Source organism: Bacillus sp. FS02 (genome assembly GCF_024398395.1).
GTDB classification, from domain to species: domain Bacteria; phylum Bacillota; class Bacilli; order Bacillales; family Bacillaceae; genus Bacillus; species Bacillus altitudinis.
In genome coordinates, this window is the sequence record NZ_CP074101.1 from 3,491,745 (window position 1) to 3,506,961 (window position 15,217).

Genomic DNA, 15,217 nt, shown 5'->3' on the forward strand with positions numbered 1-15,217 from the left:
GATCATAATTTTTTCAGAAAAACGAAGCGTGTTTTTCAATGATCATGTTTTCGTTTTGCGAAAATCAATTGAGATCGATGGCAATAATTTGATGTAAGGAAAGGTTTAGAACATCTTCGTCATTCACGATTGTCATTTGGCGTGTTTCATAATGAATGGCTTTCACCCAGCCCCAAAACTGTGCTTTCATGCCGGATGAGACATATGTCACGCAAATCGCTTGATCCTCGGTAATCGACTGTGTGATCAAAACATTCATTTCCTCTAGCTGATCGGAGCTGAGCGGTAGAGGTGTATATTCTTTTTTCTTTCGTTTTTGAGCAAGTAGTTGCTCCCGGTGCTCTGGTAGCATCATTCGGCTTGATTCCCACATGATGTTGTATCCAGGTGTTAATTTATTGGGATTCATGCTTGTTCGCCTCCGTTATTTGTAATGCCCGCCAATTTTTTCGGCGCGGTGATATGCCTGCCCTGCGCTTGTCAGTGACGAAGCATGCAGCAATGCCGCAGGTCCATATTTCAGATGGATTTCATCAAATACTTTGCTGAGTTGATCTTTCTTCAAATGATGATCAAATAAAGTCAGCTGATAGTGGCTGTCAGGCTGCAGCTGTGAGAGGGTAATGCCTACACTGCGAATGGGCTGGCCATCCCAGTGCTGCTGGCATAGCTGAATCGCTGCCTCTGCAATATCTGAGCCATACTGTGTCGGTGAATGAAGCTTCATTTGTCGATGAAAGCCTGTTGGATGTGAAAAATCGGCCCCTCTTACACCAACAGACACCGTTTGACCGAGATAATGCTTAAAACGTGCCCGCCTAGCGACTTCCTCACTCAATTCAAGAAGAGCGACTTTGATCTCCTCAAAAGATGCATAATCACGGGGAAGGGTCATATGATGCCCAACGGCTTTTTGCTGATCATGTGTGTGAATAGTGACTGGGGAGGGATCGTGTCCTAAAGCTGTTCGCTGCAGAAGTTCCCCATTGATTCCCCAGCGTTTTTTTAATTGGTCTAACGGATAAGCAGCAAGTGTGCCAATGGTACTGATGCCCATTCGTTTCAAATGATGCTCCATTCGTTTGCCGACGCCAAATAATTTCCCAATTGGAAGCGGCCATAAATCAGCGGCAACCCGGTCGGCACTCAGTTCATAGATGCCGGATGTGTTTTTTTTGGCAAAATGGTCACAGGCCATTTTAGCGAGCACTTTATTAGGGCCGATGCCCACACGTGCGTAAATGCCAGTCTGGTTCATAATCGTTGTTTGTATATGTTGAGCGATCTCATGTGGAGAGCCGAAGAGTGTAAGACTGCCTGTAATATCAAGAAACTGTTCATCAATTGAATATGGCTCGACAAGGTCTGTGTATTGTTCAAGCAGTTCTGTAATCATGACAGAGACATCGAGATAGCGCTGCATACGTGGACGTACGACCACTGCTTCAGGACATTTCTCCTGTGCTTCCCATAACCTTGATGCATTTTGTACGCCACGTTTCTTAGCGAGAGGGCAGGCTGCAAGAACGACTCCGCTTCTTCGTTCTGGATCTCCAGAGACAATGAGCGGCACATTCTTCAAATGAGGCGCCTCCACCTTCTCAACTGATGCATAAAATGACTGCATATCCACAAGCAGAATGGCTCGTTCATTCATTGTACTTCACCTCTTAGAACGTATGTTCTATATCTATTGTAAACAACATGAGGTGAAATTCATACTGGTAAATCATTCAAAAGCTGTCCATACAAAAAAGACGAAGTGGTGAACACTTCGTCTCGTCTGCTGCAACGATTGTTAGGCATGTGCCATGTTGTGGAATGTTTGGAGCGGTTCAGAACGCAGACGATAAGCCATCAGCTTTTTCTTTGGCTTATGTGTAAACTGCCGAACCACATCCACATGGTCATCATAATGGAACAGATAAAGGGTGACATCATGTTTCCCATGCTTTGTTTGCATAGTAAGCGGCGCTGGCCCTTCATTCGGATGAAGAAAGCGTTCTTCATCACCAGGGTAAATATAATAGCGTTCAATAAAGATCGCATCATTAAAATGTTGAATGACTTCAGCTGCTCGCTGCTTATCAAGCGAACGACCTTGAAAAGTAATATTTGTTTGCTCACTTGTTACTTTAGCATGTACGGCGTAGCGGCTAAAAAGGCGCTCAACAACACCAGAAGGCAAAGAGGTGACAAGCAGCTTTAAAAGACTAAACACAACAAGTGAAATAACAACCCAAACCAATCTCATCATCTCCAATAAACATTTGTACCATTTCCTATATGAACCATCTTAACATAACAAATGAATGAAACTTTCGCACAAAAAGTGAACTTTTTGAAATAAGTGTGAAGATTTAAAAGGAGATGGCGGCTGAAAGACGAAGAACCAACAAGTGAACATGAAAAAAGACGGGCATACTGTCTTTACAATCATTTGATCAGACAGGTAGACTATTGAAACAATCATATTTTTGAGAAAAAAACGATTCAAGCAAGGAAAGCCAAAATGGAAAAGGGGCGAGGCCATCATGATACGTCAAGTGAAACCGTCAGATTTTTACGCAGTCACATCCGTCATTCAAAGCTGGTGGGGAGGCAGAGATTTGCGTGCAAAATTGCCAAAGCTCTTTTTTGAACATTTCCAGCAAACAAGTTTTGTTGTCGTTGAAAAGGGAGAGCTGATCGGCTTTTTGGTTGGTTTTTTATCACAATCTCATTCGGATGAAGCCTATATTCACTTTGTTGGCGTCCACCCAGATCACCGTAAATTAAAGATAGGTAAAATTCTCTATCAAGCTTTTTATGAAGCGGCTGAAAAGGAAGGAAGAACAACAATTAAAGCTGTCACAGCTCCTATCAATAAAGTCTCCATTGCTTATCATACAAAACTCGGGTTTCAGATAGAAAAGGGAGATAAAACAGTAGATGGCATCTCAGTCTTTTCAGATTACGATGGCATTCATGAAGACCGTGTGTTATTTGTGAAGAAGCTGGAGGCGATGAAATGATTGTTCATTTAGATCACACAATAAGTGATGTAGCAAAGCAGATCTTACATATTCAACTAGCTGCATACCAACAAGAAGCTGAACAAATTGGTTATGCTGATCTTCCGCCATTAAAAGAGACCATTCAAGATGTCATGAAAGCAAAAGAGCAATTTATTGGTTTTCAGCAACATGATCTCTTATTAGGTGTAGCCTCTTATGAAGAGCTGAAAGATTGTTTGATCATTAGTCGATTGGCTGTGCATCCAAAAGCGCTAAAGCAGGGTATTGGAACAAGACTTATGTCGACAATTATGGAGAAGAATGTCCCGATAGAACTGACCACAGGGCAAGAAAACACCCCTGCAAAAAGGCTATATGAAAAATTGGGGTTTTTTGAAACAAATGTGATTCATGTGGCAAAAGAGCTCACCCTATCAAAAATGAAATGGACACCGCGACGCAAGGTTGAGGTTGTCGAATTCAAAAAAGAATGGCATGAAGAATTCCGTCAAGAAAAGCAGCGACTCAAGCAAATCATTCAAAAGAGCTGGATAGAAGGATACCATATTGGCAGCACGTCAGTTACAGGACTTGTTGCCAAACCAATTATAGATATATTAATAGAAGTAAGCGATATAGAAGAGATTGATAGGAAAAAAGAGAGATTTGAACACCTTGGATACGAAGTGCTCGGTGAAAATGGTATAAAAGGGAGACGTTTTTTTCAAAAGGGTGGCTTGAATCGTACGCATCATGTCCATGTTTATGAAAGAAATCATCCTGATGTGAAAAGACATTTATTGTTTCGAGATTACTTAAGAGTCCACCCAGAACGAGCTGTAGCGTATGCGTCTGTCAAGGAACAATTAGCAAATCAGTATCCGGAAGATATACAAAGCTATATGGCAGGAAAGAATGAAATCATAAAAGAAATAGAAAATGAGGCATATCGCTGGGATAGAGAAGGAAGAGAGGAAGCTCTTAAATAAGCTGCCTCTTCTCCTCGTTAATTAGGAAGCTGAACATTGCCTTTTACAATATAGGCCTGTGAAGCAGCAGTAGACGGAAGAGCGGGTAATTGATCCTTTACTATGACCCCGCGGATATCTGTGATTCGAACAGGAAGAGATGTAGACCCCATATGAAAGCCAAGGAAATGGTTGTAGTCTGTCTTTTCCATGTTCACCCATTGTCCATCTTTGTAATATTCCATTTTCATAACCGGATATTTATGATTGCGCACTTGAATCGCAGCCCACCACTCACTGCTACCTTCTTTTATTCTGTAAGCTACATTTCCGCTAATCGGTGCTTTTATAATTTTCCAACTAATCGGGATTTTCCCATCTTCCATATTGCCAATTTTGGTAAAGGCATTAGGAGAAAGATCAAGAGCTCCTTTTGCTCCTTCTGGATATTTATCGGTTACATACACAACGGTTTTTCCTTTTGGCCCCGTTACTTCAAGGTAAGCCCCTGCAAGTGCCGCATTTACCCCTTTATAGTTATAGTCATGGGGATTTAAAGCTGTAATTTTCATGTCAGAGGGAATAGGATCTAATAAAGCGGCGCCCCTGAGTAACCAGATCCCGTATAAGTCGCATAACTTTCTCGTACTTCATCAAGGATAGATGCCGCTTTCATGTTTGGCATAGTGAAACTCAACATCAATATCAGCGCCCCGATGAAGCAGAGAGATAATCTTTTTTTCACGATCTAAAACCTCCTGTTTCTTCTTTTAAAATGGATAGCGTCATCAGTATAATTCTAAAAAACAGGATGCAGAAAGAGCCAATAGATAGATATAATCCTAGTGAGAAGAGGGTGTATTTCAAAGAGTGTGACTTTCGGATTTAGTCGTGTGTCATGTTTTATGGTGTTTTATGTGTTACAATGTAAGCATCAATTTAAAAAGGATGTTCGCCATGTATATTCACATCACAGAACTGGCTAAAACATATATAGAAAAACAGCAAACAGGAAACGAAACGAAGGAGTTACTGCTTCGCTACGATTCAGAAGGTTGTGGCTGTGCAGTGAGTGGCGTACCGATGCTTTGGTTAACAAGTGAAAGAACAGGTGAATGGGAACCACTTAAAAATAGCCAAGATTTAAAACTATATATACACACAGCACAAAAGGTGTTTTTTGACGAGGAAATGACGATTGATTTTAATGAAAAAGCCAATACACTTATGTTGAAAAGTCCTCAACAAATACTCAGCCCGAGAATGGGTATACTTGTAAAGTAAGGTGGAAAAGTAGTGGATCAAAAGCTGAAAGTGATACAAAATACGGCACAAAATAAAACGTGGGTGTCGTTTTTAAATAATAATCATCCATATAGCCTTTTGCACTGGTCAATCGGTGGAATGGATTCAGTAAAAAAGGACGTCTGGCTTCTCCAAGATGAAGTCACATTTGAAACGGAAGAATTTCCAACGCTTGAATTAGCAGTCAGTTGGATAAAAGAGAATATGGAACACGTAACAGATGTGTTATAAGCCCTTTGCTGAAGAGGGCTTTTTTTGTGCCATCATCATCTCATCAAACAGGAGAACTGTCTAATTTGAAAAATGAGATTTTTCAACGATAAAAAGTCATTTTTAACAAACATTTCGACAAAATGAGAAAAGTAGAAAGAGAAAAGGAGAGGCTGTAAATGCCGAAAAACCGGCAATGGAAGCGGTTATTGCGGGATACCGAAAACTTTACGAAAAACGACATTTCATATTTCTTCCATTCGAGGAAATATGATAGAATACAACATGTATCGTATATGAGGAGGGAGGTGCTAAGGTGAATTGAAGCTCAAGCTGTCATCGCCTCAGGTTGGAATCAAAATAAACGAATGGTATAGGCAGATTTGCGGATTTCATGTCATGAAAGCAGAGAAGCTAAAGGCCGAGATCGAGCAGGAAATCCTTGAGATGGAGCAAGATCAGAACTTGCTGCTTTTTTACCAGCTGATGGATTTTCGACATAAGGTCATGCTTGAATATTTTGAACCGGCAAAAAAAGCCTCGAATGATGAGGAGATTAAGAAGCTTCTAGAAACAATTGAACATTCGCAGACCAAATTAACGGATATGCTTGAATACTATGTTCATTTTTTTACAGGAATGTTTGAATTTGAACAGAGAAACTATTTGAGTGCCATTGCTTATTACCGTTCCGCAGAAAAAAAGCTCAATCTCATATCAGATGATATAGAAAGAGCAGAATTTTATTTTAAATTAGCAGAAATATACTACCACATGAAACAAACCCACTTTTCGATGCACTATGCTTTGCAAGCGTTAGATACGTACTCTGCCTACAGAACGTACACGCTGAGAATCATCCACTGTGAATTTGTCATCGGTGCAAACTATGATGATTTGAAATGCTATGAACATGCATTGCCCTACTTTAAAAATGCTCTAAAGCGAGCACGCTCAATTGGAAACCCTCGAGTCATAGGTTCGGCCCTTTTCAACTTAGGTAACTGCTATTACCAAATGAACGATCTTGCTGCAGCAAGTCGCTATCTCAAAGACTCTCTTGAAGTGTTTGAAAAGGAGAATTTAACCCATCTGAATCGCTCTCTAGACCCACTATTTATGCTGACCCAAATCCTGTTTAAACAAAAACAAATAGAAGAGTCGTTAACCCTCTATCAACAAGGTATTATGAAAGCCTGTGATTTAGAAGATGAAATTTACATCTGCAAGTTTCAGTTTTTAAAAGCATTATACGTTGATGCAGAAATAAAAATCATAGACGATACATTAGATTTGTTGGAGGACAAGCGCTTATACCCAGATATTGAGGAACTGGCACTTGATGCGGCACATTATTATAATGAGCTTGGATTATTTGAAGTTTCTACCCGGTATTACGAAAGGAAAATTCAAGCCATATCAAAAATTCAAAATGGAGGTCATTTATATGAAAATGAGTTTGATAGTTCTTTTATTGGCAGCAACTGCAGGATTATCGGTCATGAGTCAGCAGCAATCGGAAGAGAGCCATATGGAGCTGGCGGGCAGACACCATACAACAGTGGTGACTATCGTATAAGTTAGCAAAAAGAGGAGACGAACGGCTGTTCATTCTCCTCTTTCATTTTGATTGAATTGAAATGCTTCCAGAAATGCTTCGACCTCTTGTTCATAGACTTCCTTATTGTCACTATAAGACATCGCATGCGCACCATGTGGCGCAATAAATAGCCGTTTATCACCCTTTTTGCGTGCGTATAACTGCTCGCTTTGCTCACAAGGGATATAGTCATCATGGAGGCTATGAATAAAAAGGATAGGTTCTTTCACCTGATCGATTACATCAAGTGGAGAAACTTGCCGAATGCTGTATCCGTCCCGCCATTTCAACACTTGATTACTTAGTGGAAGAATCCACTGTCCTGAAAGACGAAAATCCGTTTTTAATCGATACAGAAGCTGATCCTCAAAAGAAGCAAAAGGACAATCAGCGATGTAAAAATTGGCGCTTGCATCCGGTTTTGCAGCATATAATAAAGTTGTGACTGCGCCCATCGATTCTCCGTGTATCCCAATGATTGCTTTTTCCCCAAGTTTTTTTCTCAGCCACTTGACGACTTGAGCCAAATCTTCTTTTTCATAATATCCATAGCTCGTTGTTTTTCCGCCGCTCATCCCATGTCTTCTATGATCATAAAGCAGCACATTCCATCCAAGCTTTTGGAATAATTTCATATACTTCACGGAATTGATCAAACTGACTGTAACCCCGTGACAAAGAACGATGGTGCGTGTTGTATGAGGGAGCGGTACAAAATAGCCATGAAGATCATAACCAAATGCTGAAGGAATACAAACTTTCTCTTTTTGAAGCTGTTGAAACTCCTCGTGATGATAGTGCCCTTCATCTGATTCTCGTTTCATGAGCTCTTCATCCGTTAATTTTCGTATATACATCATTTTATTGGTAAAAAAAATGCCGATTGCAGCGAGTGGAAATAATACCAAGGCGAGTATAGCGAGCCATTTCTTCTTCAAGCTGATTCTTCCTTTCCGAAGGGTTTCTATGAAGATCATACCACATGTTGGGAGTTTGGCGTGACTCTTGCTGAGCAAATAAAACGGATGATACACTAAAACAAAAGGAGAGAGGCAAAGTGAAAAAGACCAATCAAGATCAAGTAAAGCTAAAGGACGGCATAAAGGATGATGTGAAACAGCAGCTCCTTCAAATGAAGCAGAACCTGGCCGCTGAGACAAAAAAAAGAGAAGAACAAAAACGACAAGACCTCCTTCGGCAACAGAAAGAAAAAGAAAAAAATAAAAGCTTCTCAGAGCTGCTAGATGAAAGTCATTTAGACTGGAGAAAGTATAAAAGTTAAAAAAGGGAGCTGCGATGCTCCCTTTTTTATGTTATATCATTGAGATGAAAACATACTACATGAGCCTGAAAACACGTCTGACTCCCTCGTATCACTTCATTTCAGAATCGCACCACCAATAGGGTTGTACATTAAAACAAAACATAAGTGGCAAGCTGTTCTTCCATTTGTCTTCTATTGATTCAAACGATGCGTCTCATACACAGACTGTTTTGTGAAATATGACAAAGCTTTTACTTCTTGATCGCTTAATGAACGTGCATTTGCCGCTGCCACATTTTCTTTTAACTGTTTCACCGAGCTTGCGCCAAAAACAACAGAGCTGACTGCAGAATGCTTGAGCAAGTATTGAATGGACAGCTCTGTCAGTGATAGGTCATAAGCGACTTTCATTAACGAAGGAATGATTTGCTGGAGCTCTTCAAATGAATAGTCAAGATACCCGTTCTTTTGAATCGCCGCACTTGCTTGCGAAAGGGTTTTTCAGTTAATAATCCTTTTGCTAAAGGACCTCTTGCCACGACACTAATGCTTTGTTCTTCAAGAAGAGAAAACCATTCTTCTGGGCGGCGATCGAGTAAACTATATTGCATCATCACACTCACGATGTTTGATTTTTTGGCGTATTCTTTAATGACATTTGGACGGATCGACGATATGCCGTAATAGCGAATGACACCTTCTTCAACCAATTCTTCAAATGCCTCGATGGTTTCGTCAATTGGATCGTCAATTGTGCCGCCATGCAATTGATATAAATCAATATAATCTGTTTGAAGTCGTTTCAGACTTTGTTTCACTGCCTCTTTTATGTATGCTTTTGAAGGATCCCAGTCCCATCCAGATTTCCCTTTTTCAAAGCGGTTGCCGCCTTTTGTGGCCAAAATCAAATCTTGGCGTCTGTTTTTAATGGCTTCCCCGACAATTTCCTCATTTGTTCCAAAATCATATAAATCAGCTGTATCCAAATAGTTAATCCCAAGATCAATGGCTTCATCTAATAAAGAGAGCGCTTTTTCTTTTTCAGTCCCGAGGGACATACATCCTAGTGCCGCCTCACTAACCAAGAGATCAGAGGTGCCAATTCGTCTTTTTTTCAATTCAATCACACTCCTATCCTTTCACATTAAGTGAAACAATTCTGGAATTCAAGCTAGGTGATTTCAAAAGGCGCATTGAAGCAGGCATCCGCATTTTGGCTTCTCCTAAAACATCTATGTTAAAATGAATGAAGTAAAAAGTGAAAGTAGAACGAGGAGCTGACAAAATTGAAGGACTTTGAAGAAAAAACATTATCGTCAAAAACATTATATAACGGAAAAATCATTGACTTGGTTCTTGAAGATGTAGAATTGCCGAACGGAAAACCAGGCAAACGCGAAATCATTAAACATCCAGGTGCAGTAGCAGTCATTGCACGTACAGACGAGAATAAAATCATTTTGGTCAAGCAATACCGTAAAGCACTAGAGAGAGCCATCGTTGAAATTCCGGCTGGAAAATTAGAAAAAGGAGAAGAGCCGGCACATACAGCACTGAGAGAATTGGAAGAGGAGACAGGCTATACTACTCAGGCGCTCCAAAAGCTAACAGCCTTTTATACATCACCAGGGTTTGCGGATGAAATTGTTCATATCTACCTTGCCGATCAGCTGGTCCCGCTTGAAGAAAAACGCGAGTTGGATGAGGATGAATTTGTTGAAGTGATGGAAGTTTCACTAGAAGAAGCGCTGCAACTCATCGAAAAACAACATATTTATGATGCGAAAACAGCCTATGCCATTCAATACTTACAATTGCAAGAGGTACTTAAGTCTACAAAATGAGGGAATTTTTTGCAGATATCCATATTCATATTGGTCGAACAAGAACAGGCAGGGCTGTCAAAATTACAGGTGCAAGGTCACTGACCATTGACCAGATTCTCATTGAAGCGTCTCAAAGTAAAGGGATGGGGATGATTGGTGTGATTGATGCGCAATCTCCTGAAGTCCTAGAAGAATTGATAGAAGGTGTAGAGGAAGGCATATACACTGAACTAAGCGATGGCGGTTTATCATTTGGAAAGACCGTTTTGCTTTTAGGCAGTGAGCTAGAAATCAATGATGACCAATCAAAAGGTCCGATTCATGTGCTTGCCTTTATGCCCACGCTTCGTAAAATGTCTGAGTTTTCCGCATGGCTTTCTCTTCATATGAAAAATGTGCATTTGAGTTCACAGCGGTTATATGTGGATGGGAGAACGCTTCAGCATAAGGTGAAGGAACTAGGGGGATTATTTATTCCTGCCCATATTTTTACGCCGCATAAAAGTTTATACGGCAAAGGGGTCAATACGTCTTTAACCGAAGTATTCGATCCAGAACTCATTGATGCTGTTGAGCTTGGCCTTAGCTGTGATACGTCTATGGCCTCCCAGCTAAGTGAGCTAAACCGTTATCCTTTTTTAACAAATTCAGATGCCCATTCTTTAGGGAAAATTGCGCGGGAATATACGAAGATCCGAATGGATCATGCCTCCTTTGCTGAATTTGAGCTAGCGCTTCAAGGAAAAGATGGCAGAAACATCACTGGAAATTATGGGCTCGCTCCGCGGCTCGGAAAGTATTATCATACGACCTGTGAGAAATGCGGGGTAAGACCTGACAGTCAGGATCAAGAAAAGTGCCAAGCATGCGGCCATACCCGAATGACAAAAGGGGTGAGTGAGCGGTTAAAGGAGCTTGCTGACCAAGAAAGTGACAAAGGAATAAGGCCTCCTTATGTTCACCAGCTTCCCCTTCATTTTATTCCGGGTGTTGGAGCCAAAACGTTAGAAAAGTTAAAAGCTGTCTTTCATACAGAGATGAATATTCTTCATCAAGCAACAGAACAAGAATTAAAAGCGGTCCTGCCTGAGAAAACAGCCGATTACATCATCAAAGCAAGAAGAGGTGAAGTTGGACTGATCGCTGGCGGAGGCGGGGTCTACGGTAAGGTGGATATCAATCATGAATCAACTTAAATGGACATGTCACACATTTGAACAACTGTCTAAAGAGGACCTTTACTTGATTTTAATGGAAAGGGTAAATGTGTTTGTTGTAGAACAAACATGTCCTTATCCTGAAATTGATCATCGTGATCAAGAGGCGCTGCATGTCATCGCCAAAGAGAACGGCACGATTGTCGCTTATTGCCGCATTTTCCAAAGCGGGATCATGTACAAAGAGGCATCCATTGGCCGTGTCCTTGTGACGAAGACCGGCCGGAAAAAAGGTTACGGGAAGATCCTGCTCGATCAGGCGATAAAAAAGCTCAGTGAATTAGGCGAAACAAAGATTAAAATCCAAGCACAGGCTTATTTGAAATCGTTCTACGAATCGTTTGGCTTTGAAGCTGTCTCAGATTGTTATGATGAGGATGGAATTCCGCATCTTGATATGGTGAGAAAAGAAAGATAGGCGTGTATACGTCTATCTCAGCGTGTAGACAAACCCTCGCATTCTTTGTCAGTCCTGCGCTCCGGTGCTCACGAATGTCAAATTCGCTCTGCTCCGGTGCTCGTCCTTCCTAGACTGCAAAGGTTTTCTATCACGCTGAAAAGAAGACAAAAGGCTAAAATCAAGTACATTTTAGCCTTTTGTCAACAATTTGAGATAGACGTGTATACGTCTATCTTTTTTAGGTGCTTTCATGTATCATAACGACAACGAAAGGGGTTTTGCGAAATGGGAAAAAGTAAAGCAAAGAAAAAGAGAGAACACCTTCAAAGGCAGCACAGTCGAAATCCAGAACAATCGAGAGGAAATATGCCGCATTTTAGTACACACGAAAGAAAGACAAAAACAAAACAAGAAGCCTTGCAGCATATGATGAAAAAGCATAAAGATAGGAATGCTTATGATCGCTATGAACAGGATCATAAGCATTTTTATTTTGCTTTTTTGTGACAAGTAGATCAAATAATTGGAAAAATTTTAAAAAATAGGACAAACGGTCGTTTCTTTTTGTCTAAAAATGTAGTTAAATGACAAAAAGAAATGAAAGGGAGAGTGGGTATCGTGAAGGTCAAATCATTTGGAGCAGGGCTTTGTATGGCAAGTATGCTGCTGGCATCGATGACATTCGGCGCATCAGATGTATCTGCAAAGGATCAAGCAAAAAAAGAGTATATGATCGGTTTTTCTTCTTCCGTTCAAGACAAAACACAAAAACAGCTTGTTGAAAAAGCTGGCGGTCATGTGAAAGAATCAATAGATAAAATAGATATGATGAAAGTTTCGTTGAACGAAGCATCAAAAGAAAAACTACATCAAGCAAAAGAAGTTACTTTTATTGAGGAAGACCAAAAAGCAAAAACAAGCGGTCAAAGCGTCCCTTATGGTATCAAAAGCATTAAAGCACAGAAGGTACATAAACGAGGATATGCCGGACAAAATGTCAAAGTAGCCGTTCTTGACAGTGGAATTGACGGCAAGCATGAAGATTTACATGTAACTGGTGGTGTCAGCTTTGTTCCAACAGAGTCCGATCCGCTCGTTGACCCGCATGAACACGGAACCCACGTTGCAGGCACGATCGCAGCATTAGATAATAAGGTAGGCGTCGTTGGTGTGGCACCAAAAGCTTCGATCTATGCGGTGAAAGTGGCAGATGAAAATGGTGACGGCTACTATAGCTGGATCATTAAAGGCATTGAATGGGCGATTGAGAATGAGATGGATGTCATCAATATTAGTATGGGGGGAGCAAGTGAATCGGAGGCGCTGAAAGAAGCGGTCGATCGAGCATATGACAACGGGATTCTCATTGTCGCATCTGCAGGAAATGCTGGGAGCTACGGGTCACTTAATACGATAGATTACCCGGCCAAATACAGCTCTGTCATGGCAGTCGCATCAGTGGATCAACGAAAGCAAAGAGCCTTTGATTCCTCTGTTGGGGAGGAAGTGGAAGTATCAGCACCAGGCGTTTCAACATTAAGTACCATTCCTCATAACGAATATGGATATAAGAGTGGAACGTCTATGGCATCACCTCATGTAGCTGGTGCTGCGGCAGTCATTCTATCAAAACATCCGAATCTCACAAATGATGAATTGCGTGAAAGGCTGACAAAAACGGCAACAAAACTTGGCGAACCTTTTTATTATGGGGCTGGGCTTGTGAACGTACAAAAAGCTGCACGATAAAGGAAACGAGAAAGCAGTGTGCAGCTGCTTTCTCGTTTTTTCTTTTCATAAAACTGTCATGTTTCGTCTGCTCTCTCATAGAATCTAGTAACCTTTACTATTTGGGAGGAAGGCGCATGCGGAAAAAGTCTTGGAAAGAACATCTTCTTCAGCACGTGAAAGATCATTTATCAATTTATTTGTTTGTTTCTGTACTATTTTTAATGGGCGTCATTTTTGGAGCCATTATCGTCAATAGTATGACAATGAGTCAGAAAGAGGATTTATTCTACTATTTAAATCAATTTTTTGGTCAACTGACGAATGAGAAAGCAGCAGAATCAAAAGAAATGTTTTTGCAAAGCTTTTTGCATCATATGAAATATTTGGGCCTCATGTGGATACTCGGAATTTCCATCATTGGCCTGCCGCTTATTTTTCTTATGATCTTTCTAAAAGGGATTGTAGTTGGGTTTACTGTCGGTTTTTTGGTCAATCAAATGGGGCTTAGCGGTTTTTTTCTTTCTTTTGTCTCGGTGCTTCCTCAAAATATCTTGCTCATTCCTGCGTATTTAGTGATCGGAACTTGTGCGATTGCGTTCTCCATTCGTTTAATTGGTCAGCTTTTTATGAAAAAAACCATCAGTCAAGCGCCAATCCATTGGTTTGGCCGGTATGCTTCTGTTCTACTGATGATTTTAACCCTCGCTGCTCTTTCGTCCTTTTTTGAATCATACTTATCATTCATGCTGATGAAAAAGCTGGCAGGTGTTCTGTTTTGATGATTTTATAATCGTTATTAAATAATAATCAATTTATTTATCAATTTAAAATGATTATAGTTGGCTCTCTGCACATCATTTGATATAATGATCAAGTAATGTGGCGTAGGAGGGAAAGTCAATGGAAAATCGGATTGATCGAATTAAGAAACAGCTTCATTCTTCCAGCTATAAGCTCACGCCACAGCGTGAAGCAACAGTAAGAGTACTGCTTGAGAATGAAGAAGACCATTTAAGTGCAGAAGATGTATACCTCCTCGTAAAAGAGAAGTCTCCTGAAATTGGTCTTGCTACTGTTTATCGGACGTTAGAATTGCTTACTGAACTGAAAGTTGTTGATAAAATTAACTTTGGAGACGGCGTTTCGCGATATGATCTTCGCAAAGAAGGAGCCGCTCACTTCCATCACCATCTTGTCTGTATGGAATGCGGAACAGTCGATGAGATAGAAGATGATTTATTAGAAGATGTTGAAGAAATTATTGAACGCGACTGGAAATTTAAAATTAAGGATCATAGATTGACATTCCATGGTATTTGCCACCGGTGTCATGATGATGAATCCGGCAAATAATCCGAATTGGAACCTTTTCATTCAAAATGAAAAGGTTTTTTGCATGTTCGCTGTATATTCCTTGTCCCACCTGGCATATGCTGAAGTAATGAGAACACGAGAAAGGACATGAAGAACATGCGAAAATGGCTCAAAACAACAGGTGAAGTAATGAAAGTATTTATCTTGTTCACTGGTTTTACCGTCCTGTTCTATTATGCTATGATATGGATAAATTCAGAATATGAAAGCTATCATCGTTATGATAAACCAGAAGGTGCAGCGATAAAAGTGATGGAAATGGATCAGCCGAAACAAGACAGCTGGCAGGATCGATTGATTTATTTTTATCAAAACGGGGAGTAGAA

General features: G+C 40.5%; 18 protein-coding genes and 2 pseudogenes. 14 read left to right on the forward strand and 6 right to left on the reverse strand.

Translation table 11 applies throughout. The annotated features are described in order from the left end of the window. Nucleotides 1-64: 64 nt before the first annotated feature. The 3 genes from KFQ09_RS17955 to KFQ09_RS17965 form a co-directional block, all read right to left on the reverse strand. On the reverse strand, nucleotides 65-409 hold the full coding sequence (locus tag KFQ09_RS17955; RefSeq protein WP_035702843.1) for a YolD-like family protein: 345 nt from the start codon (nucleotides 407-409) through the stop codon (nucleotides 65-67). A gap of 15 nt (nucleotides 410-424) precedes the next feature. Further along, on the reverse strand, nucleotides 425-1,657 hold the full coding sequence (locus tag KFQ09_RS17960; RefSeq protein WP_046343917.1) for a DNA polymerase IV: 1,233 nt from the start codon (nucleotides 1,655-1,657) through the stop codon (nucleotides 425-427). A 141-nt stretch (nucleotides 1,658-1,798) separates the two neighbouring features. After that, nucleotides 1,799-2,248: a YfmQ family protein gene (locus tag KFQ09_RS17965; RefSeq protein ID WP_046343915.1), complete on the reverse strand. Its 450-nt coding sequence runs from the start codon at nucleotides 2,246-2,248 to the stop codon at nucleotides 1,799-1,801. Nucleotides 2,249-2,534: 286 nt separating this feature from the next. Between KFQ09_RS17965 and KFQ09_RS17970 the strand changes: the two genes are divergently transcribed. Continuing rightward, entirely contained in the window at nucleotides 2,535-3,014 is a 480-nt protein-coding gene (locus KFQ09_RS17970; RefSeq protein ID WP_007501073.1) for a GNAT family N-acetyltransferase, read from the forward strand. Continuing rightward, nucleotides 3,011-3,985, forward strand: a complete 975-nt coding sequence (locus KFQ09_RS17975) for a bifunctional GNAT family N-acetyltransferase/GrpB family protein (protein WP_046343913.1) — start codon at nucleotides 3,011-3,013, stop codon at nucleotides 3,983-3,985. The genes KFQ09_RS17970 and KFQ09_RS17975 overlap by 4 nt, the downstream gene beginning before the upstream one ends. Before the next feature lie 17 nt (nucleotides 3,986-4,002). Here the strand turns inward: KFQ09_RS17975 and KFQ09_RS17980 are convergent. Next, a pseudogene (locus KFQ09_RS17980) lies at nucleotides 4,003-4,709 on the reverse strand (expansin EXLX1 family cellulose-binding protein). 212 nt (nucleotides 4,710-4,921) lie between these two features. On the opposite strand from KFQ09_RS17980, the gene KFQ09_RS17985 reads away from it, so the two are divergent. The 3 genes from KFQ09_RS17985 (at nucleotide 4,922) to KFQ09_RS17995 (ending at nucleotide 7,063) form a co-directional block, all read left to right on the forward strand. Continuing rightward, complete coding sequence (locus KFQ09_RS17985) at nucleotides 4,922-5,248, forward strand: iron-sulfur cluster biosynthesis family protein (RefSeq protein WP_046343909.1); 327 nt, start codon at nucleotides 4,922-4,924, stop codon at nucleotides 5,246-5,248. 12 nt (nucleotides 5,249-5,260) lie between these two features. After that, nucleotides 5,261-5,500, forward strand: coding sequence for a YqkC family protein (locus tag KFQ09_RS17990; protein WP_008343836.1), 240 nt, complete (start codon nucleotides 5,261-5,263; stop codon nucleotides 5,498-5,500). A gap of 300 nt (nucleotides 5,501-5,800) precedes the next feature. Continuing rightward, complete coding sequence (locus KFQ09_RS17995) at nucleotides 5,801-7,063, forward strand: response regulator aspartate phosphatase (protein ID WP_008343838.1); 1,263 nt, start codon at nucleotides 5,801-5,803, stop codon at nucleotides 7,061-7,063. 24 nt (nucleotides 7,064-7,087) lie between these two features. On the opposite strand, the gene KFQ09_RS18000 is transcribed toward KFQ09_RS17995, so the two are convergent. Continuing rightward, complete coding sequence (locus KFQ09_RS18000) at nucleotides 7,088-8,017, reverse strand: alpha/beta hydrolase (RefSeq protein ID WP_255835863.1); 930 nt, start codon at nucleotides 8,015-8,017, stop codon at nucleotides 7,088-7,090. 119 nt (nucleotides 8,018-8,136) lie between these two features. On the opposite strand from KFQ09_RS18000, the gene KFQ09_RS18005 reads away from it, so the two are divergent. Then, on the forward strand, nucleotides 8,137-8,361 hold the full coding sequence (locus KFQ09_RS18005) for a YqkE family protein (RefSeq protein WP_046343904.1): 225 nt from the start codon (nucleotides 8,137-8,139) through the stop codon (nucleotides 8,359-8,361). A 174-nt stretch (nucleotides 8,362-8,535) separates the two neighbouring features. On the opposite strand, the pseudogene KFQ09_RS18010 reads toward KFQ09_RS18005, so the two are convergent. After that, nucleotides 8,536-9,461: pseudogene (locus KFQ09_RS18010) on the reverse strand (aldo/keto reductase). A 168-nt stretch (nucleotides 9,462-9,629) separates the two neighbouring features. Here KFQ09_RS18010 and KFQ09_RS18015 point away from each other — a divergent pair. From KFQ09_RS18015 to KFQ09_RS18050, 8 genes are all read left to right on the forward strand, one after another. Continuing rightward, on the forward strand, nucleotides 9,630-10,187 hold the full coding sequence (locus KFQ09_RS18015; protein WP_017367536.1) for an NUDIX hydrolase: 558 nt from the start codon (nucleotides 9,630-9,632) through the stop codon (nucleotides 10,185-10,187). Beyond that, entirely contained in the window at nucleotides 10,184-11,365 is a 1,182-nt protein-coding gene (locus KFQ09_RS18020) for a TIGR00375 family protein (protein ID WP_050827375.1), read from the forward strand. Before KFQ09_RS18015 ends, KFQ09_RS18020 begins: the two co-directional genes overlap by 4 nt. Then, on the forward strand, nucleotides 11,352-11,804 hold the full coding sequence (locus tag KFQ09_RS18025) for a GNAT family N-acetyltransferase (protein ID WP_008343848.1): 453 nt from the start codon (nucleotides 11,352-11,354) through the stop codon (nucleotides 11,802-11,804). The genes KFQ09_RS18020 and KFQ09_RS18025 overlap by 14 nt, the downstream gene beginning before the upstream one ends. A gap of 267 nt (nucleotides 11,805-12,071) precedes the next feature. Next, on the forward strand, nucleotides 12,072-12,293 hold the full coding sequence (locus KFQ09_RS18030; RefSeq protein WP_048003385.1) for a hypothetical protein: 222 nt from the start codon (nucleotides 12,072-12,074) through the stop codon (nucleotides 12,291-12,293). A 111-nt stretch (nucleotides 12,294-12,404) separates the two neighbouring features. Beyond that, nucleotides 12,405-13,535: a S8 family peptidase gene (locus KFQ09_RS18035; protein ID WP_024718936.1), complete on the forward strand. Its 1,131-nt coding sequence runs from the start codon at nucleotides 12,405-12,407 to the stop codon at nucleotides 13,533-13,535. Nucleotides 13,536-13,651: 116 nt separating this feature from the next. Next, nucleotides 13,652-14,296 carry a stage II sporulation protein M gene (spoIIM, locus tag KFQ09_RS18040; RefSeq protein ID WP_017367532.1) on the forward strand — a complete coding sequence of 215 codons (645 nt, stop codon included), beginning with the start codon at nucleotides 13,652-13,654 and terminating at the stop codon, nucleotides 14,294-14,296. 121 nt (nucleotides 14,297-14,417) lie between these two features. Beyond that, a complete protein-coding gene (gene fur / locus KFQ09_RS18045; RefSeq protein ID WP_003215577.1) occupies nucleotides 14,418-14,870 on the forward strand; it encodes a ferric iron uptake transcriptional regulator in 453 nt (150 codons plus the stop codon). Between the two features lie 117 nt (nucleotides 14,871-14,987). After that, a complete protein-coding gene (locus KFQ09_RS18050) occupies nucleotides 14,988-15,215 on the forward strand; it encodes a YqzK family protein (RefSeq protein ID WP_008344420.1) in 228 nt (75 codons plus the stop codon). The last annotated feature ends 2 nt before the right edge of the window (nucleotides 15,216-15,217 follow it).

Coding starts and splice junctions, on each gene's coding strand:
- spoIIM (WP_017367532.1), top strand. CDS start 13,652: ATGCGGAAAAAGTCTTGGAAAGAACATCTTCTTCAGCACGTGAAAGAT.
- fur (WP_003215577.1), top strand. CDS start 14,418: ATGGAAAATCGGATTGATCGAATTAAGAAACAGCTTCATTCTTCCAGC.
- KFQ09_RS18050 (WP_008344420.1), top strand. CDS start 14,988: ATGCGAAAATGGCTCAAAACAACAGGTGAAGTAATGAAAGTATTTATC.
- KFQ09_RS18025 (WP_008343848.1), top strand. CDS start 11,352: ATGAATCAACTTAAATGGACATGTCACACATTTGAACAACTGTCTAAA.
- KFQ09_RS18020 (WP_050827375.1), top strand. CDS start 10,184: ATGAGGGAATTTTTTGCAGATATCCATATTCATATTGGTCGAACAAGA.
- KFQ09_RS17975 (WP_046343913.1), top strand. CDS start 3,011: ATGATTGTTCATTTAGATCACACAATAAGTGATGTAGCAAAGCAGATC.
- KFQ09_RS17985 (WP_046343909.1), top strand. CDS start 4,922: ATGTATATTCACATCACAGAACTGGCTAAAACATATATAGAAAAACAG.
- KFQ09_RS17955 (WP_035702843.1), bottom strand. CDS start 409: ATGAATCCCAATAAATTAACACCTGGATACAACATCATGTGGGAATCA.
- KFQ09_RS17960 (WP_046343917.1), bottom strand. CDS start 1,657: ATGAATGAACGAGCCATTCTGCTTGTGGATATGCAGTCATTTTATGCA.
- KFQ09_RS18030 (WP_048003385.1), top strand. CDS start 12,072: ATGGGAAAAAGTAAAGCAAAGAAAAAGAGAGAACACCTTCAAAGGCAG.
- KFQ09_RS17970 (WP_007501073.1), top strand. CDS start 2,535: ATGATACGTCAAGTGAAACCGTCAGATTTTTACGCAGTCACATCCGTC.